At 56.6% G+C, this 26047-nt stretch carries 21 protein-coding genes; 11 read left to right on the forward strand and 10 right to left on the reverse strand.

Going from position 1 to position 26047, the window contains the following annotated elements:
• Positions 1 to 102: 102 nt before the first annotated feature.
• A complete protein-coding gene (locus NHH03_RS18080; RefSeq protein ID WP_253158396.1) occupies positions 103 to 1716 on the reverse strand; it encodes an amidophosphoribosyltransferase in 1614 nt (537 codons plus the stop codon).
• A gap of 264 nt (positions 1717 to 1980) precedes the next feature.
• Here NHH03_RS18080 and proB point away from each other — a divergent pair, with 264 nt between their 5' ends.
• The 3 genes from proB to NHH03_RS18095 all read left to right on the forward strand — a co-directional run bounded on the left by proB (position 1981) and on the right by NHH03_RS18095 (position 5589).
• On the forward strand, positions 1981 to 3171 hold the full coding sequence (proB, locus tag NHH03_RS18085; RefSeq protein ID WP_253158397.1) for a glutamate 5-kinase: 1191 nt from the start codon (positions 1981 to 1983) through the stop codon (positions 3169 to 3171).
• Positions 3172 to 3435: 264 nt separating this feature from the next.
• Complete coding sequence (locus NHH03_RS18090; RefSeq protein ID WP_253158398.1) at positions 3436 to 4632, forward strand: S1 family peptidase; 1197 nt, start codon at positions 3436 to 3438, stop codon at positions 4630 to 4632.
• Between the two features lie 144 nt (positions 4633 to 4776).
• On the forward strand, positions 4777 to 5589 hold the full coding sequence (locus NHH03_RS18095; protein WP_253158399.1) for a hypothetical protein: 813 nt from the start codon (positions 4777 to 4779) through the stop codon (positions 5587 to 5589).
• Positions 5590 to 5591: 2 nt separating this feature from the next.
• Here the strand turns inward: NHH03_RS18095 and NHH03_RS18100 are convergent, their stop codons facing one another.
• Together NHH03_RS18100 and NHH03_RS18105 are read right to left on the reverse strand one after the other, a co-directional pair.
• A complete protein-coding gene (locus NHH03_RS18100; RefSeq protein ID WP_253158400.1) occupies positions 5592 to 6353 on the reverse strand; it encodes a response regulator transcription factor in 762 nt (253 codons plus the stop codon).
• A gap of 93 nt (positions 6354 to 6446) precedes the next feature.
• On the reverse strand, positions 6447 to 7394 hold the full coding sequence (locus tag NHH03_RS18105) for a sensor histidine kinase (protein ID WP_253158401.1): 948 nt from the start codon (positions 7392 to 7394) through the stop codon (positions 6447 to 6449).
• Between the two features lie 689 nt (positions 7395 to 8083).
• On the opposite strand from NHH03_RS18105, the gene NHH03_RS18110 reads away from it, so the two are divergent.
• From NHH03_RS18110 to gyrA, 5 genes are all read left to right on the forward strand, one after another.
• Positions 8084 to 8455 carry a hypothetical protein gene (locus tag NHH03_RS18110; protein ID WP_253158402.1) on the forward strand — a complete coding sequence of 124 codons (372 nt, stop codon included), beginning with the start codon at positions 8084 to 8086 and terminating at the stop codon, positions 8453 to 8455.
• 1 nt (position 8456) lies between these two features.
• Entirely contained in the window at positions 8457 to 9434 is a 978-nt protein-coding gene (locus NHH03_RS18115; protein WP_253158403.1) for an ABC transporter ATP-binding protein, read from the forward strand.
• The gene (locus NHH03_RS18120) at positions 9431 to 11875 is read left to right on the forward strand and encodes an ABC transporter permease (protein ID WP_253158404.1); all 2445 of its coding nucleotides are present in this window, start codon (positions 9431 to 9433) and stop codon (positions 11873 to 11875) included. The genes NHH03_RS18115 and NHH03_RS18120 overlap by 4 nt, the downstream gene beginning before the upstream one ends.
• 271 nt (positions 11876 to 12146) lie before the next feature.
• On the forward strand, positions 12147 to 13397 hold the full coding sequence (locus NHH03_RS18125) for a 3-keto-disaccharide hydrolase (RefSeq protein ID WP_253158443.1): 1251 nt from the start codon (positions 12147 to 12149) through the stop codon (positions 13395 to 13397).
• 244 nt (positions 13398 to 13641) lie between these two features.
• Positions 13642 to 16311: a DNA gyrase subunit A gene (gyrA, locus tag NHH03_RS18130; protein WP_253158444.1), complete on the forward strand. Its 2670-nt coding sequence runs from the start codon at positions 13642 to 13644 to the stop codon at positions 16309 to 16311.
• Positions 16312 to 17054: 743 nt separating this feature from the next.
• Here gyrA and folP read toward each other — a convergent pair.
• From folP to NHH03_RS18160, 6 genes are all read right to left on the reverse strand, one after another.
• Positions 17055 to 17930 carry a dihydropteroate synthase gene (gene folP, locus NHH03_RS18135; RefSeq protein ID WP_449339369.1) on the reverse strand — a complete coding sequence of 292 codons (876 nt, stop codon included), beginning with the start codon at positions 17928 to 17930 and terminating at the stop codon, positions 17055 to 17057.
• 28 nt (positions 17931 to 17958) lie between these two features.
• A complete protein-coding gene (locus NHH03_RS18140) occupies positions 17959 to 18501 on the reverse strand; it encodes an LptE family protein (protein ID WP_253158405.1) in 543 nt (180 codons plus the stop codon).
• Between the two features lie 97 nt (positions 18502 to 18598).
• Positions 18599 to 20002 (reverse strand): tetratricopeptide repeat protein, encoded by a 1404-nt coding sequence (locus NHH03_RS18145; protein WP_253158406.1) that lies wholly within the window; start codon positions 20000 to 20002, stop codon positions 18599 to 18601.
• Entirely contained in the window at positions 19999 to 20757 is a 759-nt protein-coding gene (gene recO / locus NHH03_RS18150; RefSeq protein WP_253158407.1) for a DNA repair protein RecO, read from the reverse strand. The genes NHH03_RS18145 and recO overlap by 4 nt, the downstream gene beginning before the upstream one ends.
• Positions 20758 to 21093 (reverse strand): CDC27 family protein, encoded by a 336-nt coding sequence (locus NHH03_RS18155; protein ID WP_253158408.1) that lies wholly within the window; start codon positions 21091 to 21093, stop codon positions 20758 to 20760.
• 2 nt (positions 21094 to 21095) lie between these two features.
• A complete protein-coding gene (locus NHH03_RS18160; protein WP_253158409.1) occupies positions 21096 to 22049 on the reverse strand; it encodes a GNAT family N-acetyltransferase in 954 nt (317 codons plus the stop codon).
• A gap of 153 nt (positions 22050 to 22202) precedes the next feature.
• Between NHH03_RS18160 and NHH03_RS18165 the strand changes: the two genes are divergently transcribed.
• The 3 genes from NHH03_RS18165 (at position 22203) to NHH03_RS18175 (ending at position 25405) form a co-directional block, all read left to right on the forward strand.
• Positions 22203 to 22838, forward strand: a complete 636-nt coding sequence (locus NHH03_RS18165) for a cytochrome C oxidase subunit III (RefSeq protein ID WP_253158410.1) — start codon at positions 22203 to 22205, stop codon at positions 22836 to 22838.
• Positions 22839 to 22961: 123 nt separating this feature from the next.
• Positions 22962 to 24554: an ABC transporter permease gene (locus NHH03_RS18170; RefSeq protein ID WP_253158411.1), complete on the forward strand. Its 1593-nt coding sequence runs from the start codon at positions 22962 to 22964 to the stop codon at positions 24552 to 24554.
• 107 nt (positions 24555 to 24661) lie between these two features.
• Complete coding sequence (locus NHH03_RS18175) at positions 24662 to 25405, forward strand: ABC transporter ATP-binding protein (protein WP_253158412.1); 744 nt, start codon at positions 24662 to 24664, stop codon at positions 25403 to 25405.
• 251 nt (positions 25406 to 25656) lie between these two features.
• Here NHH03_RS18175 and NHH03_RS18180 read toward each other — a convergent pair whose 3' ends face one another.
• Entirely contained in the window at positions 25657 to 26034 is a 378-nt protein-coding gene (locus NHH03_RS18180; RefSeq protein WP_253158413.1) for a hypothetical protein, read from the reverse strand.
• Positions 26035 to 26047 lie beyond the last annotated feature (13 nt).

Genomic DNA, 26047 nt, shown 5'->3' on the forward strand with positions numbered 1-26047 from the left:
ACGCGTGAGCGAGGGATTGAGGGCGTTCACGGGATCCCTCGCTGACGCTTCGGGTTACCAAAAAACAATCCTCCACACCAGCGCAGCGGCAACGGCCGTTGACTATTGGGACCCGAGTGCCGCGGCCAATTGTTCGTAGGTTCGGCTGCTATCAAGTTTCGTGCCGCGATTGTCCAGTGCGATTTGGTACAGCATTTGACCGCAATCGGTCGGGTAGTTGCCGGTCACACAGGCTTGGCACAGATTGTCGGCTGACATATCGACCGCGCGTGCGATCGCGTCGACCGGCAGGTATCGCAACGAATCGGCTCCCAAGTCATCAGCCAATCGTTGCTGTGACGCTTCGGTCAGTTCGCCTTGGGTGCCAAAGTACTTGGGCGCGATCAATTGGTCGATCGTGCTCATGTCGATCCCGTAAAAGCAGGGCGCGACGATCGGCGGACAAGCCACACGAACATGAATCTCTTTGGCGCCGCCGACTTCGCGGATCCGATCGAGCAACACGTTCATGGTCGTGCTGCGGACGATAGAGTCTTCCACCAGGATCACGCGCTTCCCTTGCATCACTTCGCGAAGCGGCGTGTACTTGGTCGCCGCCTTGGCTTTGCGTGCTCGACCGCCTTCGATAAACGTTCGCCCGGCGTATCGGTTTCGGATCAGGCCTTCGCGGCAGGGGATCGACAGTTCATAGGCCATTGCATCAGCAGCGGCTTTGCTGGTGTCGGGAACCGGCACGATGATCGTGTCCGGGTCATCCAGTGGCACTCGGCCCAGGGCTCGCTCGGCCCGCGCAAGTTCTTCGCCCAGACGAGTCCGTGTCAGATAGACACTGCGGTCATCGAGCGTGCTGGCGACATTGGCAAAATAGATCCATTCAAAGAAACAGTGTGCCGGTTTGTCGACCGGGGCGAACTGTTCGATGCGGACGCCTTTTTTCGGATCAACGATGATCGCATGTCCCGGCGGCAACGATTTGATTTGATCGTTTTCGAAGCCCAGATTCAACAGCGCGACACTTTCGCTTGCCGCGGCAAACAGGGGTCCCTCGTGGACATAACACATCGGTTTGATGCCCTTGGGGTCGCGAGCAACGATCATCTCGCCTTCGGCGGTCAGCAAGGCCATTGAGTAGGCGCCGTCAAAATTGCTGGCGACCTGACGCAACACATCAATCCATTCGATGCGTTCGGTCGAATGGCTGAGCACGCGGCCGATTTCATGCAGAATGATTTCGGTGTCGGTGTCCAACGTCAGATGGTGGTCTCCGTCGGCCAACAATCGTTCTTTCAAAACGCCGTAGTTCGCCAGTTGGCCGTTGAAACAGAAACTAAACCATTTGCGTTTGTGAATGTGCTCGCGTTCGAAGGGTTGCGCGTAACTGCGGTCGTCCTGTCCGCAAGTCGCATAGCGGACGTGACCGATCGCGGCGCGGCCGGCCAGGCTACGCATCAAGGCGTCGGTTTTCGCCCGGTGGTTCAGACGAAACACTTCCGTGACCGTGCCGACGTCTTTCCGCGTGGTCAGCAGCCGGGCGCGGTCCGGGTTATAGGTCGACATTCCCGCAGCCAGCTGGCCACGATTTTGAATGTCCAACAACATGCGTGGCAATAGACGCGAGATTTGTCGCGGACCTTCCTCGGTGCACATGGGGCTGCGCCCGCGTCCGGAAAGATGGTAAATCGCCGCGACACCGCATTCGTGATGCAACTCGCTCATGCCGGGTTTTGCTCGTCAGACTTTTGGGAGGGGGAGCTCAAATCGACCGTCTCGGGCAAGAGAATTGTGTCGGTCGGCTTGCTATTGTCCAAATGCAGACCCGTTTGTCGAACCGCCCAATCGTGGGAAGCCACGGATTTCTTCAAATTTGGCCGGCGGCAATCGGTTGTTCCTCTGTGGGTGGATAGCCGATCACGGCTGCGGTGGGTATTTTCATTGTACCCCAATCACATCACGACTGAATCAATACCTACCGATTCACTCGTGCTTCGCTCCTACAACACCCCATTTTTTGTGACTGTTTTGTCAGAGACTGATACCCGCCAACTGCGACTCGAAGCGATCGAGGAGGCGACGAGTGTCGTCGTCAAAGTTGGCACACGCGTTTTAACTGATGCCGATGGCAAACTCGATCGAGACCGGATCGAGTGCCTGGCCGAAGGATTGTGCAAGATCGCCGACAGTGGCCGGCAAACCATCATGGTCAGTAGTGGGGCCGTTGGCGCCGGAATGGGCAAATTGGAGTTGGATGAACGCCCCACGATGGTGTCGCAACTGCAAGCCGTGGCGGCCGTCGGCCAAACCGATTTGATTCAGGCCTACGAGAGTGCGCTCTCCAAAGGAGGCCGCCACGCCGCCCAAGTCTTGCTGACACGTGCCGATTTGCGGCGTCGAACCGGTTACCTACACGTCCGCAACGCGCTCCGACAAATCCACCATTTTGGCGCGATTGCCGTCGTCAATGAAAACGATTCCGTCGCTGTCGCGGAGCTAAAGACCACGTTTGGCGACAATGACGGGTTAGCCGCCCAAGTCGCCGGACTGATGCACGACGCGATGTTGGTCATCCTGTCTGACATCGATGGGCTGTACGACGGAGCACCCGAGGCGGCGGGCACCAAAAAAATCGATCTGGTGCGGTCCTTTGACGAAGGCGTGTTTGGTTTGGCAAAGGACGCCGAAAACTCGCTCAGTAAAGGCGGGATGGCGAGTAAATTGACCGCCGCACAATTGGCGAGCTCCTATGGACACTCGGTGATCATCGGCCCCGGTCGTGATCCGCATGTCCTCGAAAAAATCCTTCGGGGTGACCCCGTCGGAACGCTTTTTCTGCCACGTGAACGCACCCTCCGCGGCCGACGCCGCTGGATCCGCGGTTCTGCGGAAGTCGCTGGCAAATTGGTCGTCGATGCCGGCGCGGCACGCGCCATTTTGAACGACGGTTGCAGTCTGTTGGCGATCGGAATTCGCGATGTCGTCGGCACGTTTAAATCCGGTGCGGTGGTCGCGATCGTCGACGGTAGCGGGAATGAAATCGCTCGCGGATTATGCAATTATCCGGCCAGCGCCGTGTTGCAAATCAAAGGCCAAGCGAGCGAAACGATCTCGGACATTCTGGGGCACTGCCCGGACGAATCGGTTGTTCACCGCGACAACATGACGCTGAAGGCCTGATCTGCCGGCGTTTCTGGTTCCGACGCGTCAGGTTTGAAGTTGCGCTAAACTGGCTTTTCAACTCATATGGATCGGCAAATTGCCACTTCCGCCCTTCACTCTCCCTTGGGCGAGTGGATTAGAAAAGCGCCGTTTCAAAACGTGCCAGCGAATTGATTCGCCAGACGCCTGGTAACATTTCTCGCGCTGTCTCGCTTGGTTGCTTAGACCTGTCCACGACCGGCTCCTTCCGGTCGTCGTGTCCTAACCGTCTAAGGTGCCCCAATGTCCCGATCGTCTGCCAAGCCGCTGTCGTTGCCCCGCTTGTTTTCCACACTCGCGTTACTGTTTGCCTGCTGGTTTGATCCGGGCACCGACGCGATGGCAGATTCGGCCAGTTACCAAAACACGCTCAAAAGCACCGCTTGGGTGATCACCAGCAACGCCGAAAACGAGACCTCAACCGGCTCCGGCGTGCTGGTGGACGCTGAAAAAAAACTGTTGCTGACCAACGCGCACGTGGTCGGGGAAAGTCGCAAAGCGGTGGTGTTTTTCCCTGTAAAAAGCGACGGAAAATTGGCGGTTCGCCGCAAACACTACCTGGCCAATATTTTGAAGTTGGGCATCCAGGGAAACGTGGTCGCGATCGATCGCAAACGCGATTTGGCCTTGATCGAATTGCCGCGGATCCCGGTCGACGTGCAAGCGATTGAGATGGCCGACGAAAGTACCGCGCCGGGTGGCAAAGTCGCTTTGGTTGGAAATCCCGGCGACAGCGAAATCTTGTGGGTCTATACCTCCGGCACCGTCCGCTCGGTGTACCAAAAGAAATTCAAATCGACTCATGGCGAGCATGACTTCATGGCGCTGGAGACGCAAAGTCCGATCAAGCCTGGGGACAGCGGCGGACCGATCGTTGACGACGACGGGAAATTAGTCGGATTGGCACAGTCGTTTTCGCCGCAAAGTCCCCTCGTTAGCTTTTGCGTCGACATCACCGAAATTCGCCAGATGCTGAAAAGCCCTTGGAAAAGTGCTCCGCTGGCAACGAAAGTCTTGTTGGATGAAGCGGAAATCAAATACACCAAACACTCCAGTGGTCACTACCAGATCGACCGCAGCGTGGGATCACAAACACAATCCGTGTTTGTCGCCAAAGACACCGAGTATCACGGGCGTGCCGATGTCCGCCGCATTTGGTCGACCGTGCAAACCACCGACCAATCGCCCAGTGAAACCCTGCTGATGCGGCTGATGCGACAGAACACCGCCACCAAAATTGGTGCTTGGGCGGTGGAGAAAACCAGCGACGGCTATGTCGTGTTCTACGTCGCCAAACTGGATGCGACCGCCAGCGACGAGACGTTCGAATCAACCATCGACTATGTCGCCCGGTTGGCCGCGGCGATGGAAAAGGATCTGACGCCGAAACCGGATCAAAAATCCGCCGAAGCCACGTTGGCAGCGTGGTTGGCCGAGTGATCCGGTCGGCAGATCCGACCGCGTCGTGGCCCCCAATCTGTTTCAAAAAACATCTGTAACGTTTCTCTCCGCCCTTCGCTTGGTTGCTTGAAGCGGGCATCTGCCCCACGGAAACCAAACTCTCTCTCCCGGAAGTGTCCAGCCATGAAACGCATCGCAAAAAAAATCCTTGTTGCCGTCGCCGTCACCGCAGTCTCGGCCCAATCCGCTCTGCCAGTTGCCGCCTGTGATGGACGCGGCTCGCGAATCGCTCGCCCGGCCGGCAGCGGCCGTCACCCGGCTTCCATTTATCGCCGCCCGGCACCCGCACCGGTCTATCACCAAGCCCGCTACGCCCAACCAACCTACACACAGCCGACCTACACCCAACCGTCGTACCGCGTGGTCCCACAATCGACACCGATTGCAGCGACAGCTGCACGACCCGCCCCGTCTCCCCAGCCGGTCGCCCAATCCGTACCCAGTCGGACCGCACCCGCACAGTCCAACGTGGCCAACACGCCGTCACAAGGTCAGCCGACTTCGACCAAAACCGCCGCGGCAGCAATTCCCGCCGAGCCGACCTCCAGCTCTGATGCAGAATCATCGGCGCTCGCCGCATTGGCTTCGCTTGTCACACAAACCGACAACAGCGATGCCGACGTGGTGCCCAGCTTTGCACCGGCAGCCTCCCAAAACAACTTGGCTCACGTCGGCAGCTGGATGGCATCGCTGCCAAGCAAAGTGACGATCGAATTGCAACTGAACGATAGTGGCTCGTTCACTTGGGTCGTCAACAACAACGGCAAGACGACTGAGTTTTCAGGTCAGTATCGAATCACCGACGGCCGTCTGACCCTGGTCCGCAGCAACGATTTGCAACAAATGGCTGGCCAGTGGACTGCCGGCGAAAACGGATTCACGTTCAAACTCGATGGAGCGAAAAACGGCGGCCTGGACTTTCAAAAAGCGTCGTGAATTCACGACGCCGATTCGGTTTCACTTTGCACGTCACTTTCGGCCGGATCAAGAATGAATCGATAACCGGCATCACGGATCGTCAACAAGTGAATCGGGGATGTACTGTCGGGCTCGATAATTTTTCGCAACTGGGCGACGGTTTGATCGACGGCACGCGTTTGCAAATTGCCACTGATCTCCCAAACCTCACTTAGTAATTCCGAGCGGCTGATCACTCGGTCTGGGTTTTCCGAAAAGTATCGCAAGAGTTTCAATTGTTTGGGGGTCATCGGCACCGGCTTGCCCGCCACCGAGACTTCGTGGTTTAAGAAATGAGCCTTGATTCTGCCGAACTCAATTTGCTCGATCGACTCGCGGACACGGCGCGTCGAATGATGGGTCGGCTGGACCACCGAGTGTTGCAACAGGTTTTTGACGCGGCTTAGCAGTTCATCCAGTTCAAACGGCTTGTTCATGTACTGGTTGGCACCAACATCAAAACCACGGGCACGGTCTTCGGCCAACGTTCTAGCCGACAGCATCAACACGGGAGTTGTCACGCCGGCGTCGCGAATCGTTTCACAGACGGTGTAGCCGCTCATCCCAGGCAACATCAGGTCCAATACGATCAAATCGATCGGTTCGTTGGATGCGTCCACCAACCGCAATGCCGTCGGGCCATCTTCCACCAACGTGACCCGATAGTTATCCGCCTCGAGGTTGTACTTGATACCGACGCCCAAGTGTTTTTCATCTTCGACGACCAGGATATGAGGACGCATAGGTGTTGTGCGGTAGAGTGAAACGGGGGAGGGGAATGGTCGCTGGAATGCTGTGCTGCCGTCATGGTTATGCTGCAGTCGGCTGTCGCAGCGTTAGGCTTCGGCAGGAAGCTCGACAACATGTTTCATGATGACTTCGAAAACGGTGCCATCAACGCCGTCGATCTCGCGGCGACCACGAATGCGGACTGTCGCCCCAATCGCTTTACTGATCGTACGGACCAAGTGAAGTCCTAGTCCAGTGCCGGGAGTGCTGCGTTCAAGTTCGCTGCCCAAACGTACGAAGCGACCAAAGATTTTACGGCGTTTGTCATAGGGGATTCCGGGGCCGTTATCCATGATCGAGACGACAACCTGATTCTCTTTGCCGTCGGCCGGCCGGATGGATGCCACGACCTCGGGCGGTGAACCACCATATTTGATCGCGTTATCGATCAGGTTTCGAAACAGAATTTCGACCTGAACAAGCTCACTTTGGATCGTCACCGGCTGGCAATCCACCGCGACCGTTTCACGGGGCAAGCGATAACGCATGCAAGCCGCTTCGGCACACTGCTGCAGCAATTCGTCCAGGCGAAACGTTTCTTCGCCCTCGGTTCGATTTCCGCGATCGATTCGAGCTGCATCCAACAAATGGTTGATCAACGCGTCGAGTCGTTCGACGTCCTCGAGCATGATGCGATGGAAATCCCGCTGCTGTGACTCGTCCACGCTGCGGCGTGACATCGTTTGCAGGTACAGCTTCAGTGACGCGATAGGACTTTTTAATTCGTGCGTCACGGAATCGATGAAGTTGGATTGTCGCTGATTCAAGCGGACAGCTTTGACCGTCAGCGTGAAATAGGCGATGACTCCCGCCAGGATACTGATCAACAGAAAGCTGCCGATGATAAACAGCGCCCAAAAAACGCCACTTCGTTTGGACGCTTCAAAGCCCCCAATAAAATTGGAAAGCGCCCAGATTGCCCCCAGGATCACCACCAAAACGATCAGCACGACCCCCAGAGTGACCGGGGCCTTTAATGAGCGGCGTTCAAGCATATCGGTGTGATCACGCAATTCCGCGAACAAGTCAAACAAACACGGGGACACAGCCCATTGATGCTACCCGATCCTCTGTCACACGGGGACAGCCGCCGCAGTGCCGCGCTGGTGTGGAGGAGTGATCCGATTGGGGTCTGTCCCCAGGCGATGCTGGTGTGGAGGATTTATCCGACTTGCCGGAGGGGTTTGTGCTAACCGGTCGGATAAATCCTCCACACCAACAAAAGTGGGAATTGGGGTCTGTCCCCAGCGGGGTTCCAACAAAAGTGGGAATTGGGGTCTGTCCCCAGCGGGGTTGGGGTCTGTCCCCGGTTGGCGGATTTTGGGGTAGTGACTTCGCGCGGTGGGTTTTAGTCTGATTGCAAACAAATGGAACTCGGTGAGCATAGAACTTCATTCTGTGCACGAACGTATATCAGTTTGGTCTGTAAAGACGTCCAGTTTGTCGGATGTTCGCCAACTTGGCGGACGACTGGCGCAATGGACATTGAAAAGATGACTTTCTGAACCATTTTTTTACGGTTCTGGGCATGACGGGGACCAGGGTCACAGCAATAATGTGTTTATGTGAAATAAGTTTCCACTAAGCGGAAATATCTGGAGAAGGATCGGTGAACACCCACACGCAGGCTTTACGCTTTTCGGAAGCGACAATCCGTCAAGTCCGATTGGATTGCAATCGCGCAATGAATCGGGCCCGGTTTTGCCCTCAGCGAAGCGAGATCCTGCAAATCCGTTGTATCGACAATCACTTGGAAACCGATCACGACTTCGGCAACCAGTTGTGGTACTTCGAAGGCGTCGGAGTGGACGAATTGGATCGTCGACACGCCGTGTATGGCGTCGTCGAATACTCGACTCAATACGGGCTGAATGAATTGGTCGAGGACGGAGTGTTCACCACCGAAGGCCAGCGCGAACGGTTTCGCAGTCTGTATGAACGTGAAGTCCAAAAACCTGACTGGCGCCGTCCGTTACATCGCTATGCTGCCGCCAGCATTGTCGCCATTTCGGTGATTTGGCTGTGTTACATTCTGGTGCGTTCGGTATCGGTCTAGAATGCCGTCGCCTATCGTTGATGTTCAACAGCTGCGTAAGACCTACAGCAGCTGGTCGCTGACCGGCCGCCGACGTCTGGAAGCCGTTCGCGGGGTTTCTTTGCAAGCATTCCCCGGCGAAGTGTTTGGTTTACTCGGTCCCAACGGTGCCGGCAAAACCACTCTGATCAAGATGTTGCTGGGCGTGGTCAAACCCACGTCGGGAACCGCGTCGCTACTGGGCCGACCGATCGGTAGCTCCATCGCCCGCGCCCGCGTCGGCTATCTGCCCGAATCATTGCGTGTCGATCGGCATCACACCGCACGATCGGCGCTTCGCTACTATGGTCGGATGAGTCGGATGTCGTCGTCGGCGATCGCGACTCGCAGCGACGAGCTGTTGAAATTGGTCGGGTTGGTGGGGCGTGACCGTGAATCGGTGCGACAGTTCAGCAAAGGCATGTATCAGCGGCTCGGTCTGGCACAAGCATTGCTCCACGATCCGGATTTGCTGGTTTTGGATGAACCGACCGATGGCTTGGATCCAGTCGGACGCAACGAAGTCCGCAAGGTCATCGACCGTTTGCGTGACGACGGCAAAACGATCTTTTTAAACAGCCACATTCTGCAGGAAGTCGAATTGGTCTGCACACGCGTTGCGATTCTGTCCAAAGGCCAGATCCGGGCGATCGGACCGATTGACGAACTGGCACATCGCGAGGACCAACAGCTGACCGTGGAGATTTCTCAGGACGCCCCGTCGCCGTCGCCATCGGACTGGAGCGAAGTGTTTACCGATCCGCATGAACTGGCGATCGAATCACAACCGATCGCTACGGGGCAGCGATTAACGATGACGGTCGCCGACCAAGACCAGATCAATTGGGTGGTTGACCAACTGCGTCGTTGTGGCCATTCCATTTCGCGGTTGCAGGTCCGGCGTGAATCGTTGGAAGAAACCTTCATGCGGTTGGTCGGTGACGAGGCAGAGGTTGAATGATGGGCCCCTACCTAGCGGTGATTGTGGATTCGTTTCGCAGCGCCCTCGCGTCACGGATACTGTGGATCGCTTTTGTCGCGATCTGGATCTTTTTAGCCGCGCTGGCACCGATCGGCTATCACGAAGATTACACGACAACCTTTCGCTGGTTCGACCTGGACAACGGCACGCAAATGAAAGCGATGCTTGCGCGAGGGTTGGTGGATCCGGCTGAAGCGGACACGGCACTGGGACGAATTTCACGCACGTTTCCCGCGGACATCAACCGCAAACTGCGTCAGGTCGCCAAGGGCGAAGACGTGCGGATCGACAAGGATGCGCTGGCCGATTCATTGAATCAATCCATGGACGACGAGCAGTGGTATGACGCCCAAGCATGGAAGTCGACTGTGCGGTTGAGCGAATTGCGTGAGCTGGATGAAATTCCAGACGACAAGATCGATGATTCCTTGCGTCGTCGCCGCGCGCGACTGCGAATCGAAGCGGCTTTGCCCGGCGTATTTGCCGCCCAATCGGCGCGTTCGATCACGTTGTCCTATGCCGGTTTTGATTTCCCCGCGATCTTTCTGATCGGCAAAACGCAATTCGTGGCCTTGGTCAATCAATTTGTAGTGCCGATCATGATGGATTGGCTGCTGGGGTTCGCGCTGATTTTTCTAGGCATCTTGGTGACTGCGTCGATCATCCCCGACATGCTACAACCCGGTTCGCTGCACCTGTTGCTTAGCAAACCCATTTCACGAACGTTGCTGCTGTTGGCAAAATTCATCGGCGGCTGTGCGTTTGTGTTTCTATGTGTTTGCCAGTTGGTGATCGGGCTGTGGTTGATTGCGGGCTGGCGGTTGGACATTTGGAATGTCCGAATTCTTTGGTGCATTCCCGTCGCGGTCTTTTTGTTCGCCGTCTTTTTCAGTGTGTCGACTCTGGCCGGATTGCGCTGGCGCTCACCGATTTTGTCGATCGGTGTGACGTGCATGTTCGGCGCGTTTGTGATGGTGATCGGATTCATTGGTGGCTACTTTGATGGTCTGGTACGTGGCCCCGATCGAATCAGCCACATGGCTTTCGATGGCGACCAAGTGGTCGTGGCCACGCGGGGCGGTGAATTGAAACAGTTTGACCAGGATTCCAATCAATGGATCAAACTGATCGAAGGCGATTTTCGTCGCCGCGATTTGATCGTGCCGCCGATCCGAATCGGCGATGACACAATTGCCACTGCCAAAATCCGCAACGGAAGGTTCAATCTCTACGGCAGCGGATCGCTGGATCTGCTGCTCCTGGACGGCACTCAAGATTGGAAGCCCAATCCGGGGCTGAGACTGCCAAACGGCACCCGGCGAATGTTTGCCATTGGTGATGCATTGGTTGTGTTGAACAACACGGGGCTGATGGCGACCGAAATCGAACAAGCCGCGATGGCGTCGGGCATCGAAACCAGCGAGGACGACGCCCAAGAAGAAACTCAGACGAGCAGTGGTTCGGACGGTGAATCCGACGACCAACCGCCCGCGTCGATCGGGGTCACCGCATGGATCTCGGACTTGATCCGAATGCAGGGCGGGGCAACCGAAGACTTTGTCGCGATTTTGCCGCAAAGCGTGACGTTGACCGAACCGGTGCGCGTGGCCCCGCTGTCGCCGCAACGCGATTTGATCATTTACTCTCGCGGTCGCTTGCTGCGTTTGACGGTGCCGGCCAATCTGTTTGACCATTCGAATTCCGATTCGCCATCAGAATCTCAGCAGCAGGCGGTTGTCGCCGCCGACGTACTGTTGGAAGACGACAATGCATCACGCACGGTGTTGGCGGCGGCCGGCGAGTCCGTGTTGCTGGCCAGACAGGGCGAGCCAATCCGATGGATCGATGCAATGGATCTCAATTTGGTCGCCGAATTCGCGGTCCCGGACGACCAAGCCGTGATCTCGATGATCGGGCTGGGTGATTCCGATCGTTTCGCGATCTTGACCAGTGACGGCCGCGTTCATTTAGCGATGATGGATGCTGATGGCGTTGAATTGCAATCGTTGGAGATTGCGGAGGCCAATGCGATCGAATTTGATCCACAGCAAAACCAGTTGGCCGTCGCCCACCACATCGACGCCATCGATTTCTGGGATCTGACCCACCGGCCTGATCGGAATCTGTCGGGCCCGGCCCCCACCCTATCGCGCAAGATTCGTCCGACGTTGACCAGTTGGCGCAGCATCGATCGGTATTTGGTGACCCCACTGCGGACGATGACGCCACAGACAGGCGAACTCAGCCAAATGGTTGCCGCATTGGTCAGCGGTAAATCGTCATTTGCGATCGGCGGCGAGTCCGACGAGGAACAGGAGGTCGTGCAATTGAAAATCGCCCGACCGGTGGTCAGCTGCAGCGTCTTTATCCTGGTGATGCTGACCTTGTCCTGCGTCTATTTTTCTCGGCGGGATTTCTAAGGCCATTTGCCCACGATCTATGGGCAAAATAGCCGCAGTTCACCGACGTTGCTCCGCGTCTGTTTACAGTGGGTTATGATGTGACGCGTCGCGGGCTGTTGATTTAATCCTCGATGGATAACTAGCGCTTCGGGTTATGAAAAACCAACTTCGCCACTTCAAAACACGAATCTCGCCCTTCCTTTTTTTAAGACTCGCAATTTAGCCAGTGCCCACCATGAAACTCTCTCGAATGTTCGCTGCAACGTTTGTGGCTGTGTCGTTGATCTCGATGGTCCCCTTTGCCAGTGCCGCAGATCCGGAATTGGTGACGTTGTTCAACGGCCAGAATCTGGACGGTTGGCACGGCCAACCGTCTGGCGGTCCGATCAAGCTGGCAGCGCTTTCAAAAGCGGATCTAGCGACCAAGCTGGCGGCGGCAAAGGCCGACGCGGAACAGCATTGGAGTGTCGAAAACGGTGAATTGGTCAACGATGGACACGGTGTTTATTTGGCGACCGATCGTGACTATCGCGATTTTGATTTGCGTCTTGAGTACAAGACCGTTGCCGGCGCCGACAGTGGGATCTATTTGAAAGCGACGCCACAGGTCCAGATCTGGGATACGACGGACCAAACCAAATTCAAACTCGGTGCCGACAAAGGCAGCGGCGGATTGTGGAACAACAGTGCCGGGGCGGCTGGCAAAGACCCGTTGGTGTTGGCCGATCGCCCGTTCGGCGAGTGGAATGAAGTGCGTGTGTTGCAGGTCGGCGCGCGAACCAGCGTTTGGCTGAATGGCAAACAGGTTGTCGACCATGCGATCATGGAAAACTACTGGGATCGCGAGCAGCCGTTGTTTGTCAGCGGACCGATCGAATTGCAAACCCACGGCGGCGAAATCCGCTGGCGAAACATTCAGATCGCCGAATTGAGCCCCGAACAGGCCAACGCAAAACTGGCGTCCATCAACAGCGATGGATTTGAATCGGTCTTCAACGGCACCGACTTGAGCGGTTGGATCGGAGCGACGGACAACTACGAAGTGGTCGACGGTGCCATTCGCTGCAAGAAAGGCAAAGGCGGCAACTTGTTGACCGAGAAAGAATATGGCGATTTCGTTGCCCGCGTTGAGTTTCGTTTGCCACCGGGTGGTAACAACGGGCTGGCCATTCGTGCAATGCCCGAGGGCGATACGGCCTATCAAGGGATGTGCGAATTGCAGGTGCTGGATTCGACCAGCCCCAAATACGCCAATCTTGATCCGCGGCAATACCACGGTTCAGCCTATGGGATGGCGGCTGCCACCCGCGGTTACTTGCGCGACGTCGGCCAGTGGAATTACCAAGAGGTGACAGTCAAAGGCAGCACGATCAAAGTCGAATTAAACGGCACGGTGATTCTAGATACCGACCTGGCGACGATCACAGAATACCTGGCCGACCGCGCCCATCCGGGGAAAGACCGCAAGGTGGGTCATTTCGGATTCGCCGGACACGGTGATGCCGTTGAATTTCGGCAAGTTTCCGTGAAGTCGCTGTAGCGAGCGCTGCATCAGATGCCTCCCCACGTTGTGAATCCGGCATAAAACTGGTATCTTCCCGGGTCTGCGCGAGCCCGCAAAAAGCGGGGTTTATCGCGTCTTTTCACCTTCCCGCTAGGACACCACGTTGGCAGACGAAAACAACGAGAACGGTCAGGACGAAGAGAACACTCCGGGCGATCCACCGGAGGTGCAATCTGGCAGCGGAGGCGGTGGCAATGAGGGGGGCGAAGGTGCCCTCCGCATGATCGATCTGCCGATCGAAGATGAGCTTCGTGACAGTTATCTGACCTACGCGATGAGCGTGATTGTCAGCCGGGCATTGCCGGACGTCCGCGACGGACTGAAACCAAGTCAGCGGCGGATTTTGGTCGCGATGAACGACTTGAATCTCGGTCCGGGCAGCAAGCGGGTCAAATGCGCCAAAATCTCCGGTGACACCTCGGGTAACTATCACCCGCACGGTGAATCGGTCATCTATCCAACGCTCGTTCGTATGGCCCAGGAATGGAACATGCGATCGTTGTTGATCGACAAACAGGGGAACTTTGGTTCGATCGCAGGTCTGCCACCGGCGGCCATGCGGTATACCGAAGCCCGTTTGTCAGCGGTCGCCGCTGCGCTGTTGGACGATTTGAAACTCGACACGGTCGACTTTGTGCCGACCTATGACGAGGCGCGAACGGAACCGACCGTGCTGCCCAGTAAGTTCCCCAACCTGTTGATCAATGGGTCGGGCGGGATCGCCGTCGGGATGGCGACCAGCATTCCACCGCACAACCCGATCGAGATTTGTGATGCGGTGATCAAATTGATCGACGAACCGGACACGACGATCGACGAACTGTGTGAAATCGTCCCCGGACCTGACTTTCCAACCGGCGGCATCATCTGCGGCCGCGCCGGAATCCGTCGCGGCTACAAAACCGGACGCAGCACCATGTTGGTGCGCGCTAAATGCCACGTCGAGGAAATGAAAGGGAATCGGCACCGCATCATTGTGTCGGAAATCCCCTATCAACAGTACCGTGACCGCGTTGTCGAAAAAATCGCCGCCTTGGTCAACGGAGATCGCATCAAAGGCATTTCCGGGATCCGCGACGAGTCGGATCTGAAGGAACCGGTGCGGTTGGTCATCGAGCTGAAACGCAACGAAGACCCCGACGTCATCCTGAATCAGCTGTACCAGTTTTCGCCGCTGCAAGACACGTTCTCGCTGATCTTCCTGGCATTGGTCGACGGCAAACCTCGCGAGTTGACGCTCAAAGAAATGTTGACGGAATTCATCCGTCACCGTGTCACCGTGATCCGCCGACGAACACAATTCTTGTTGGCGAAAGCCAGACGCCGCAAGCACACCGTCGAGGGTCTGTTGCTGGCGTTGGCCAACATCGATGAAATCATCAAGACCATTCGCACCAGCCGCACTCAGCCCGAGGCCAAGCAGCGGTTGATGGGGATTGAGTGCCCGGCTTCGATGATGGAACGCGCCTTGGGTGACGAAGGTTTCCGGCATTTCCAGTTGGAACGCGGTGAGTCGGACACCTACACGCTGACCAGCGTGCAGACCGACGAAATCTTGAAGATGCGACTGGGCCAGTTGGTTAACTTGGAACAGGAAAAATTGACCGACGAGCACAAACAGTTGCTCGAAGAAATCTCCGATTACCTGGATATCCTGGCCAGCCAAGAACGGGTCTATGGGATCATCAAAGAAGACCTGGAGGAGATGAAGCGGCGGTTTGGAAATCCACGTCGCACCCAGATCAGCAACGAAGAACTGGGCAACATCGATCTGGAGGATTTGATCACCGAAGAAACGATGGTGGTTTCGATCAGCCACGAAGGCTACATCAAACGGACCCCATCGAGCGTCTACAACACGCAGCGCCGCGGGGGCAAAGGTCTGAAAGGTGCCAAGTTCGACGTGGCTGACCCGATCGAGCATCTGTTTGTCGCCAGCACGCACGCCTACTTGCTGTTTCTGACGACGACCGGCAAAGTGCGTTGGCAAAAGGTTTACGACCTGCCGCAATTGCCACGCGATGCCAAAGGCCGCGCGATCGTGAACCTGCTGTCGCTGGAAGAGGGTGAAAAAATTGCCTCCTGTTTGGCCGTCCGAGACTTCAATCAAGAAGGTTACTACGTCGCGATGGCGACGCGCGGCGGATTGGTCAAAAAGACGCCGCTGGAACAGTACAGCCGTCCCAAACGCGGCGGGATTATCGCCATCAAATTGCGCGAAGGCGACGAACTTGTCTCGGCGCGTGTGATCGGACCAGGCGACGAAGTCATCTTGGTGACCGCCGGCGGCATGGCGATCCGATTTAAAGAATCCGATGCCCGCCCCATGGGCCGAAACACGTCGGGCGTCAAAGGCATTTCGCTGGCTGGCGAAGACAGCGTTGTCGGCATGGTTGTCACCGATCCCAGTGCGACTTTGTTGACCGTTTGCGAAAAAGGCTACGGCAAACGGACTCCGTTTGGCCCGAACATGACGAGCCAAGAATCCGATGAGGATGCCGAAGAAGAAAACGGTTCCTCGTCGGCCCGCTATCGGACCCAAAAGCGTGGCGGCAAAGGGCTGCGAGACATCAAGACCAGTAACCGAAACGGCGAAGTCATTGCGATCACCAGTGTCGACGACGCTGACGAGATCTTTGTGATGACCGCCAAAGGCAAGTTGCAACGGATCGCCGCCAAAGACATCAGCGTGATCGGACGCAACACCCAAGGCGTTCGCATCATGAGTATCGATGAAGACGATTCATTGATCGCCGCGGTGCGTGTGCCACCGGAAGAAGAGGCTCAAGGCGAAGCCGAAAGGGTGATCCCTGTCGAACCGACCGATGCCCCGGTATCGGAAGTGGAAAACGTCGACGAAGCTGACGAAACCGGCGAAGACGACGCCTAGAAGTTAATTCGCTTTCGCTCGAGCACCATCCTCACCCGTCACCGTTGGAGTTCACGCTTTAGCGTGTCGGGTAGTAGGTCTGCCACAACGATCGTCGGACAACCTAAAGGTTGAACTCCAACGGGTTGCGGTGTGGCCGCTTAAGACGGCAGATTGCGATCACGGCAGGCGTTGAACAATCGCAGCGAAGACGACGCCTAGAAGTTAAATCGCTTTCACTCAAGCACCAGCCCCACCCGTCACCGTTGGAGTTCACGCTTTAGGGTGTCGGGTAGTAGGTCTGCAGCAACGATCGCCGGACAACCTAAAGGTTGAACTCCAACGGGTTGTAGTGTGGCAGCTTAAGAAGGCAGATTGCGATCACGGCAGGCGTTGAACAATCGCAGCGAAGACGACGCCTAGAAGTTAATTCGCTTTCACTCGAGCACCAGCCCCACCCGTCACCGTTGGAGTTCACGCTTTAGCGTGTCGGGTAGTAGGTCTGCAGCAACGATCGCCGGACAACCTAAAGGTTGAACTCCAACGGGTTGCGGTGTGGCCGCTTAAGAAGGCAGATTGCGATCACGGCAGGCGTTGAACAAACGCAGCGAAGACGACGCCTAGAAGTTAAATCGCTTTCACTCAAGCACCATCCTCACCCGTCACCGTTGGAGTTCACGCTTTAGCGTGTCGGGTAGTAGGTCTGCAGCAACGATCGCCGGACGACCTAAAGGTTGAACTCCAACGGGTTGCGGTGTGCCCGCTTATGAGGGCAAATTGCGATCACGGCAGGCGTTGAACAATCGCAGGGCATCCACGGTGGGTTTGACATCGTGAACACGGACAATGTCGGCACCGGCGGCGGCAACGGCAAGGGTCACGCCGAGGGTTGCCGCGGTGCGGTCGGCTGTTTTGTCGCCCAATAGTTTTCCGATGAATCCTTTGCGTGAATGCCCGATTAGGATCGGTGCATCCAGTTCACAAAACCGGCGGGTGTGTTGCAACAGTTCGATGTTGTGCGCGTGTGATTTTCCAAATCCGATTCCGGGATCCAGACAGATTCGCTGCGGATCGATTCCGGCATCGACACAGAATTGGAACCGCTGCTGCAAGAAACGGTAGATGTCCTCGACCACATTGTCATATGTCGGGTCGTCTTGCATCGTTTGCGGCGTGCCCTGCATGTGCATCACACATAGCCCGGCGTCACTGGTCGCGGCCAACGGCAGCATGTCTGGATCACCCTGCAAGCCGGTCACGTCATTGATGATTTCCGCGCCGGCTTGCAAGGCGTTTTTGGCAACAGCGGCTTTGCTGGTATCGATACTGATGGGAATCTTCAGCTGACCGGCCAAACCTTCGACCACCGGGATCACACGCCGCAGTTCATCACTTGCCGAAACGGGATCGCTATAGGGGCGAGTGCTTTCGCCGCCCAAATCGATGATGTCGGCACCGTCGGCTTCCATCACCAGAGCCACGTCGATCGCACGGCTGGTGTCAAAGTGGCGTCCGCCATCAGAAAAACTGTCGGGCGTGACATTCAAAATCCCCATCACCAGGGGCGCGTCGTCAATCACCAGGACACGTTGGCCCAGCTGCCAGCGTTTGGCGCGGCGCGGGGGGGCGGAACGATTCAATGGAAGTCTCCTGTCGGCCGATCGGCAACTACCAGCGGGCTTCCATTTGAGAAACGATGCGACGGGCCAACAGTTCGATGGCCGCATGGTTGGCGGTGTCAATCGATTGCCCGGCCTCGGGCACAAATCGTGCACTTTGGCTGAATCCGATTTGATCCGCTTCATAGCTGGCCAAACTATTTTGCATCAACCGCTGACCATCGCGCGTGGTCCAATTCGCTGCCACATAAATCGCGGTGTCCAGTGCGCGAGGATCATCGCTGCTGGTTTCCGTCAACACGACTTTGGATTGGTCGGTGATGACACACTGCAGCGTGGTGTCTGCATTTGGATTGCCAACGACCTTGTAGGGCGTTCGACGCTCGATTTCGTCCACCAAGGCTTCGGTCAATTGCGGCCCCAGATCAAATCGATAGGTGTCATTGCGAACGAACGGAACGTAAACCGTGCGAATACCGCTGGGGAACAATGCGGCGGAACCATATTGATACGATGCGCAACCGCCCATCGCCAGCAGCATCAGAGTGCAAACGGCACCGGCGATTTTTGAGGACGGGGAAACAGTGATCATGGAGGATTTCAGACTGAAACAGGTCAGCAAGTATCGTTCGATGCAATCCTGACTCGCGTCGCGGGGGCGATTGCCCCGATCAACGCGAGCACCGCGGTTAACGCATCATGACTTTGCCGGTGGATTCGCTGGGGGTGTCTTCCGGTGTGGCGTCGTCAGCCGGCCGAGCAGACTCGACGGTTTCCAGCGGAATCGATTTTTTGGCACTAGGAAAGACCTTGGCCAAAAACGCGAGTTGCTTGGTCGGCGAACCGGGAAGTTTCTCGATTCTGGCCAATACCTCGCGGGCCTCTTTGGCTTGCGGTGTGGTCGGATGGTCCCGCAACAGTTTCTGGTACAGGTTTCCAGCCGCGGCATATTCGCGTTGCTTTTCACGGTAGCGTGCACGGAACGCCAGCTTCTCCGCTTGGTGATAAGCGATTTCCGCCGAGGCGCGTGCGAGCATGTCGTTGTACTTTTCTTCCTTTAGCTCCAACGGAAACCGTCGCCGGGTCTGTTTGACCAACGTTTCGGCTTCGTCCAAGACGCGTTCGCTGTAGCGGGGCCCGGCATAGATTTGCAGTTTGCAGCGAATGCCCAACAGGTGTGCCAGAAACAGGTGATCGCTATCGGTAAACGTTTCTCGCAGGTCGGTCAGGAATTCGTCGGCCTGATCGTAACGTTCGCCACGAATGTGTTCGGCGGCGGCAGCCATGGTCGCGTCGTCGGCCAATTTGCCGGTGGGATCGTCATAGCGGATTTGATCCAGCACTTTGATCGCGTGTCCATCGGCATCTCGCAGCGGGCGGGTGCTGTCAAAGAAATTCAGGGTGTACCAGGAATCACTGCCGGCTTTGGAAACATCGATCCAATATTTGCTGATGGCAAACAGGCGTGCAGCGGCGCGATCGCTGTGTCGGTTGCGAGGGTAATCCTTTTGCAGTTTCTCCAGTGCGTCGCGTGCCCCGTTCAGGTCATTGGCAAAAAACATCGCCTCGCCCTGCATGAACAACGCGTCTTGTTCCAAGGCCGAACCGGGCGCTGCTTTGGCGGCGGCTTTGAATTGGTCGGCGGCTTGCTCGAACAATTCGACTCGGTCCGTCTTCGCCGCGGCGGTGGCGCGTTTGAACAAGGTGTCGCCACTGATGTACAACTGCTTGGCTTTGGGAAGATCATCGTTCTTTCCGGTCACAAAGCCGACCAATCGATTGGTGCTGGGTGATTTCTCGGCCAAAGTTCCATCGGCGTTGGCGACGCCGCCGGATGTGGCTTCGGGGGCTTCCGGTTTTGGCGTTGCCGGTTCCGTTCCGGCCAACGCACCGAACGGCATCTTAGGCCGCCAACTGGAATCGCCGCCGGAATCGCGAAAGGATTTGCATCCCGTCGCGCTGATCAAGAAACAGACGCCGATCAGCGCATGAGTCGGCCAGGCGGATGCACGGATTGCCGTTGGTTTCACGTGAGCGACCACCATGGGAGCGGATTGCAAAGACGATCGAGAGTTTGGTTTGTCTATTTTCATTCGACCGGTTCCATCCGGGCGGGCAAGAAAGGCTGCATCCTAGGCGTCGAACCGAGGATTGCTTGGATGTATCGGTTGATCAACCCACGCAGCTCACGATAAACCGTCGCCGGAACCGTGATCGGCAATCGAGTGTGCGGGGCGAGCAACCGTTCCAAGTGCTCAAGAGAGTCGCGTCCGATGGTCAATAGGCTTTGCTGTCGCGATCGACACTGGTGGCAGACGACGCCGCCGGCGATCGGGGCAAAGGCGATTCGAGGGGTGTTGTCGATCGGTCGGCCGCAATCCACACAGCCGCGGGTGGCCGGTGCATGGCCGAGCAATCGTAGTGCGGCGGTGTCAAACCCTAGCACTGCGAGCGCAGGATGACCGCTGCCATCGACCTGCCCGAGTGTTTCGAGCGTCAGATCGTACAGCCCGGGGTGCGGGTCGTGGTTGTCAGTCAAAAGTCGAAGCATTTCGGCGATGTAGTAGCCCGCGTAGACTCGTTCCAGCGATTTTTCGGCTCCGCGAAAACGTCGCTGAAGCTTTGCCTCGGTCAACAGATCGAGCGCATCGGAGGATTTCCGAATCAGCACTACACGACAGACAGCCAGCAGGTCAAGCGAACCTTCGAAGGAGCTCTTGGGGCGGCGGGCACCTTTGGCCAGCGCCGCAACCTGCCCAAAGTCCCTGGTCAACAGGGTGACAATCAGGCTGGTTTCGCTGAATTCGATCGTCCGCAGCACCACCGCGGTGGTTTGCTCGGCAGCCATCTACAGTTCGTCGTCTTGCTCGCCGAATTCGCCCAGCGATGCCAATAACTCGCTCATTTCCGCGGCGGCGTGGGCATCGTTTTGCAGTCGTGCCTGGTCGATTCCGTCGCGCAGTTGGGTTCGGGCCTGGTCGATTTTTCCCAGATCCACCAGTTGCTGCGCCGCCATGAAAAATGCCGGCACGTAGGGTGGAGTATCACGCGTTAAATCAGCCAATTTTTCCAGACTTGCACTGTGGTCCCCTTCGCTCCGCAACTCCATTGCCAAACTGTAACGCAGGAAGGTATCGCTGGGATCATCGGCGAGCATCGCCAGAATTTTTTCTTTTCTTGACATCGCTAAATTGATTTTCTCCATCGCTGGCCGCGTTGCACTTCATTGAACTGCAATGCGATCAACTGTTCTTGAAGTTGCGTGTATTCGTCGTTGATCACTGTTTCGACGCGAAAGATGCAGCGGGTGGCCATGGTTTGAATCAGAGCGGCCACCAAAAACGTTTCTGCCGAGGTCAGTTGTTCGGCCGTTTCCGTCGGCGAAAGATCCAGAATTGCTTCGGCACAGCTCATCACCTGCGCTTCCGGATCGCTTAACCAAAGCCGGACGTTCGCCAATCGATCTCCGTTGCGGTGGTTGATCAATTGGTGATGTTCGATATCCAAATGGGACATTGCCGATGCATAGCGACCCTGTTGGGGAACGACAAATGAGCGTTCGGCGCGCGTGGTACGGCGAAATTGCATCATTTCCCGGCTGACCGGAGGCCGGTAGGGTGCCGTGGTCGCCACCATCCGCTGGAAACTTGCTTCCGGCGAATAACCATGTCGACTGAGCAGTGAGGATGCGCGCACGTCATCGTCCGGAATTCCGATGCCGTGGCCGACCGGTGCCAGCCCGACATAGCCGCATTGTTGATCACGCAGTGGACCGGCGACGATCTCGGTGCAGCCATTTTCTCGAATCCGCTGATGGGCAGCCGCTAGCAGATCGTCGCAGCAACCCAGCCCTTGATGGGTGAAACAGATTGCCGACAGAACCGCCACATTGCTCGACGGTCGGCTTTCCCAATCATCGCCAGCGACTCCGGGACGGCTGAAATGACACCAGGCTTCGACACGACCATCGACGGTGGCAACCAACATCTCATTCGACGAAAAAAACGTTCGCGACAGAATCGCACGTTCGATGATCGTCGAACTGATCTGCGGGGGCGATTCTGCCGCCGTCCAGTGTTCGCTCCAGACGCGGGCGATTCCCGGTAAATCAGCATTACAAAAGTCGCGGATTTCGCTCATCTCGCTGGTTGTTTCGGCTTGTATCGTAAACGGTCGTTCTCGTCGGCAGCGTCAACCTATAAAGTGAGGGTGACGGGTCGATCAGCATACCGGGGAACGGCCCCTGTGGTTACCGCCAGCAAAAAGTTCTTTCGCAGCAGCGCGACGCAATCGATGGCTTCGCATCATACACCCACAACCGCTTTGTCCGATTCGGGCCCCCCACAGCGCCCCGTGCTGCCGGCAGATCGCCGCGTCCAACAAGGGGGGTGGCTGTTTCTGTTGTCGCTGTTGATTTTCTTTTTGACCAGCATTGTGCTGTATGCCCTGTACGCCTACTCGCGTCGCAGTGAGATCCAGAGCCAATTACCACTGCCCAAAGCGTTTTTGGTCAGCACGATTTGCTTGGTCATGGTCAGTTTGATGGTTCACACGGCGACCCAGTGGGTGCGGCGAGATCGATTTCGTGCCACCGCCTGGATGCTCGGCGGCGCGGCGGCAGCGGCCACCCTGTTCACGCTCGTTCAATGTTTCGCTCTCAGCGAAATCATGCTCGGCCCAGCGACTTTTTATGGCCCGGGCAAAGGCGTTGCCGGGATGGTAGTGGTGCTGGCTATCTTGCACGCCCTGCACGTCTTGGGCGGAATTGTCGCATTGGGCATCGTCGCCTGGGGCGCGGTGTGGGGACGTTACGATCATGAACGGCACTGGCCGGTTGATTTCGCGGCCCACTACTGGCACTTCTTGGATCTGGTTTGGATCGCAATGATCGCGACTTTCTGGATGACCACCGGCGGATTTGGCTGGTAAGGCAGACGACTTCGTCTTTACGCCGCCGCAACCGGTCACGTAGACTCGCCGCTCAATGGATGGAGCATTTCAACGGGTACGGCACGACGCGTCTGTACCTGCACGAGCCACAGGAAGGGCCAAATGTATCGCTGGTTACTTTGCTATCGTTATCTGAAAACGCGTTACATCGCGCTGGCATCCATCATCAGCGTCACGCTGGGTGTGGCCACGTTGATTGTCGTCAATTCCGTGATGAGCGGATTTGCATCCGAGATGCACGAGCGACTGCATGGATTGGCGTCGGACATCATGATCGATTGTCATGCGACCGGTGGCATGCCCGATCCCGAGGGCCACCTGCGGGAGATCCGAAAGGTATGTGGTCCGGCCATTGTGGGCGCGTCGGTCAGCGTCAGCGTGCCATCGATGTTGGGGATTGAACGAAACGGTCAACAGATCGGTCGTCATGTCAATTTGATCGGACTGGACGCCAAGTCGTATGAGAAAGTCAGCGACTTTGGAAAATACCTGATGCATCCGGAAAACCAGAAAGCCGCCAGTTTCGAACTTCGCGAATCCGGCTATGCACCCGACCGCAAAGAATTGCTGGATGCCGGTTGGACGCACCGCCGTCGCCAAGTCCAGCAGCAACGTCAACTAGACGAATACATGGCCGAAGACCGCCGCTTGATGGCTGAAATGCGCCGTCAAGCCGGCGGCGAAATGCCTGCTGAAGAATCCACCGACGACGAATCCGCCATCGAAGCCGCGAGCGGGCCGTCGATGGGACCGATGTTTTCCGATGAATTGCTCGCGAGTTCCGAGGGAGCTTTGCCGGCTAGCATTGATCCGATGAAGGAACAGTTTCCGGGGATCATTCTGGGCATCTCAACGTGCAGTGTTCGCACACGCGATTCCGATGGCGAAGTCTGTGACGTGTACTATGCGAAGCCCGGCGACGATGTGCGGATGATTTTCCCGAATGCCGCCAACGACACCAAAGTCGTCAACCAAAAATTCACTGTCGTCGATCTTTATGAATCGGGAATGAGCGAATACGACAGCACGTTTGCTTTCGTGCGATTGGACCAACTGCAAGAATTCCGGGGCATGATCGATCCCAAAACCGGAGTTCGCAGTGTCACTACGATTCAATTGAAACTGGCCGAGGGCAGCGATTTGAATGCCGTCCGCGATGCGCTGCGGAAACGATTCCCTCCGGAACTCTACGCCTACAACGTACAAACCTGGCGTGACTTGCAAGGGCCACTGCTATCGGCGGTCCGCTTGGAAACCATGATCCTGAATATCCTGTTGTTCTTGATCATCGCGGTTGCGGGCTTCGGCATTCTGGCGACGTTCTTCATGATCGTGGTCGAAAAAACACGTGACATTGGCACGCTCAAAGCATTGGGCGCGTCCGGAAAAGGCGTCAGCAGCATCTTCATGACCTATGGCCTGTTGTTGGGCTTTGTCGGCAGCGGTGCGGGGTTGATCGGCGGGTTGATATTCGTCGACAACATCAACTGGATCGCCGGTCTGATCGAACGAATCACTGGCCAGGAAGTGTTCGACCCGACGGTTTACTACTTCACAGAAATCCCAACCATTGTGGAACCGTTCACCTTGGTATGGGTGATGTTAGGTGCCGTCGGAATCGCCGTGTTGGCAAGCGTCTTGCCGGCCATCCGAGCCGCCCGTCTGCACCCGGTTCAAGCGCTTCGTTTTGAGTGAACCACCAAGTGAATCGAGCGTCGCCGCCAACACCGGTAACGACGCCCGATGCTTGCCTAGCCTGTCCGCCAATCATTGTTCCCCCTCGTTATTTAGCGAACCCCACGATGTCGTCACCAATCGTTCTGGCCGCAAACGGATTGAAAAAAAGCTATCACAAAGACCGGATCGATGTACCGGTCCTGCGTGGTGTGGATTTGGAAGTCCGAGAAGGTGAAGTCACGGCGTTGGTCGGTCGAAGTGGCAGCGGTAAAAGCACGTTGATGCATTTATTGGCGACGCTCGATCGTCCGGACGAAGGCGAAGTGTTGTTTCGGGGAACGCGGATCGATAACGCACCGCGTGCGACTCGCGATCGCTACCGCAACCGTGACATCGGCGTGATCTTTCAGTTCTATTTTCTATTGCCAGAACTCTCGGCAATCGAAAATGTGCTGGCGCCGGCAATGATCGGCAAAAGTGTTTGGAGCTACTTGAAATCACGCAACGAATACCGGCGCCGAGCCGAAGCGATGTTGGACCGAGTCGGGCTGCTGCATCGTGCCAAACATCGCCCGAGTGAAATGAGTGGCGGTGAAATGCAACGTGTTGCCATCGCGCGTGCCTTGATGACCGACCCGACATTGCTATTGGCCGATGAACCAACTGGCAATTTGGATACCGAAACCGGGAAAGAGATTCTGCAGCTATTGACCGAGCTGAATCAGAACGACTCGCTGACGATTCTGATGATCACACACGACGACGAAATCGCGGCGGGTGCCGATGTCCTGTGGCGAATGAAAGATGGATTGATCGAGACCCAACAGAGTGCCCGTAACGAACCCCTGCTAGCAACTAGCGCGGCATGAATGTGGTCCGCAACCGCTGCTGGAATCGTTGGCGATTGTCGATCAGGTCGTGAATTCTGGCCGCGGCCAGACGCATCGGTTTTGAAGTGGCGCATTTGCCAGCCGGGAGAGAGGCTGAGTTTTTAATTTCGTTGCCACCCACCTTCATCAAACTCAATCAAAAGAGCGAGAGAGGTAGCTTTAGAAACCGCAACTTCGAAGCTCACGCGTCGGGCTATTAAAAACCGATGTCTGACGCGAAAGCGCCGGCTTCAAACGTTGCTCAAACGGGGACCAGAAAATTCAGCCAAAATCGTTTCGATTTGGTGAAGTTGTTCGCTGGTGGTCGCCGTCAGGTCCAGAAACAGGATCTTTTGGCTGCCCAATTGGCACCAACCCGGTGACTGGTCATTCAGCACGACCTTGCGAACATCAAATCCCAATCGTTTTGCGGCGTTGATGGCACCCCCGAGTCGCTGGGCGACATTGGGTGGATCAATCTTTGCTGAGCGTGTGGAGTGGGGGGGCGCGGTCGGCATCTCATTCTCCGGAAACTTTTCCGATTGTGAGGGCCGCGGTTGGCACTGGCAAGCTTTGCCTGCGACCTTAGTCCAGGTGTAGCAAATCGTCTGATTACGACGATAGGCCATGCAGAGTCTTGAT

This window comes from Stieleria tagensis, assembly GCF_024129865.1.
Lineage (GTDB): Bacteria > Planctomycetota > Planctomycetia > Pirellulales > Pirellulaceae > Stieleria > Stieleria tagensis.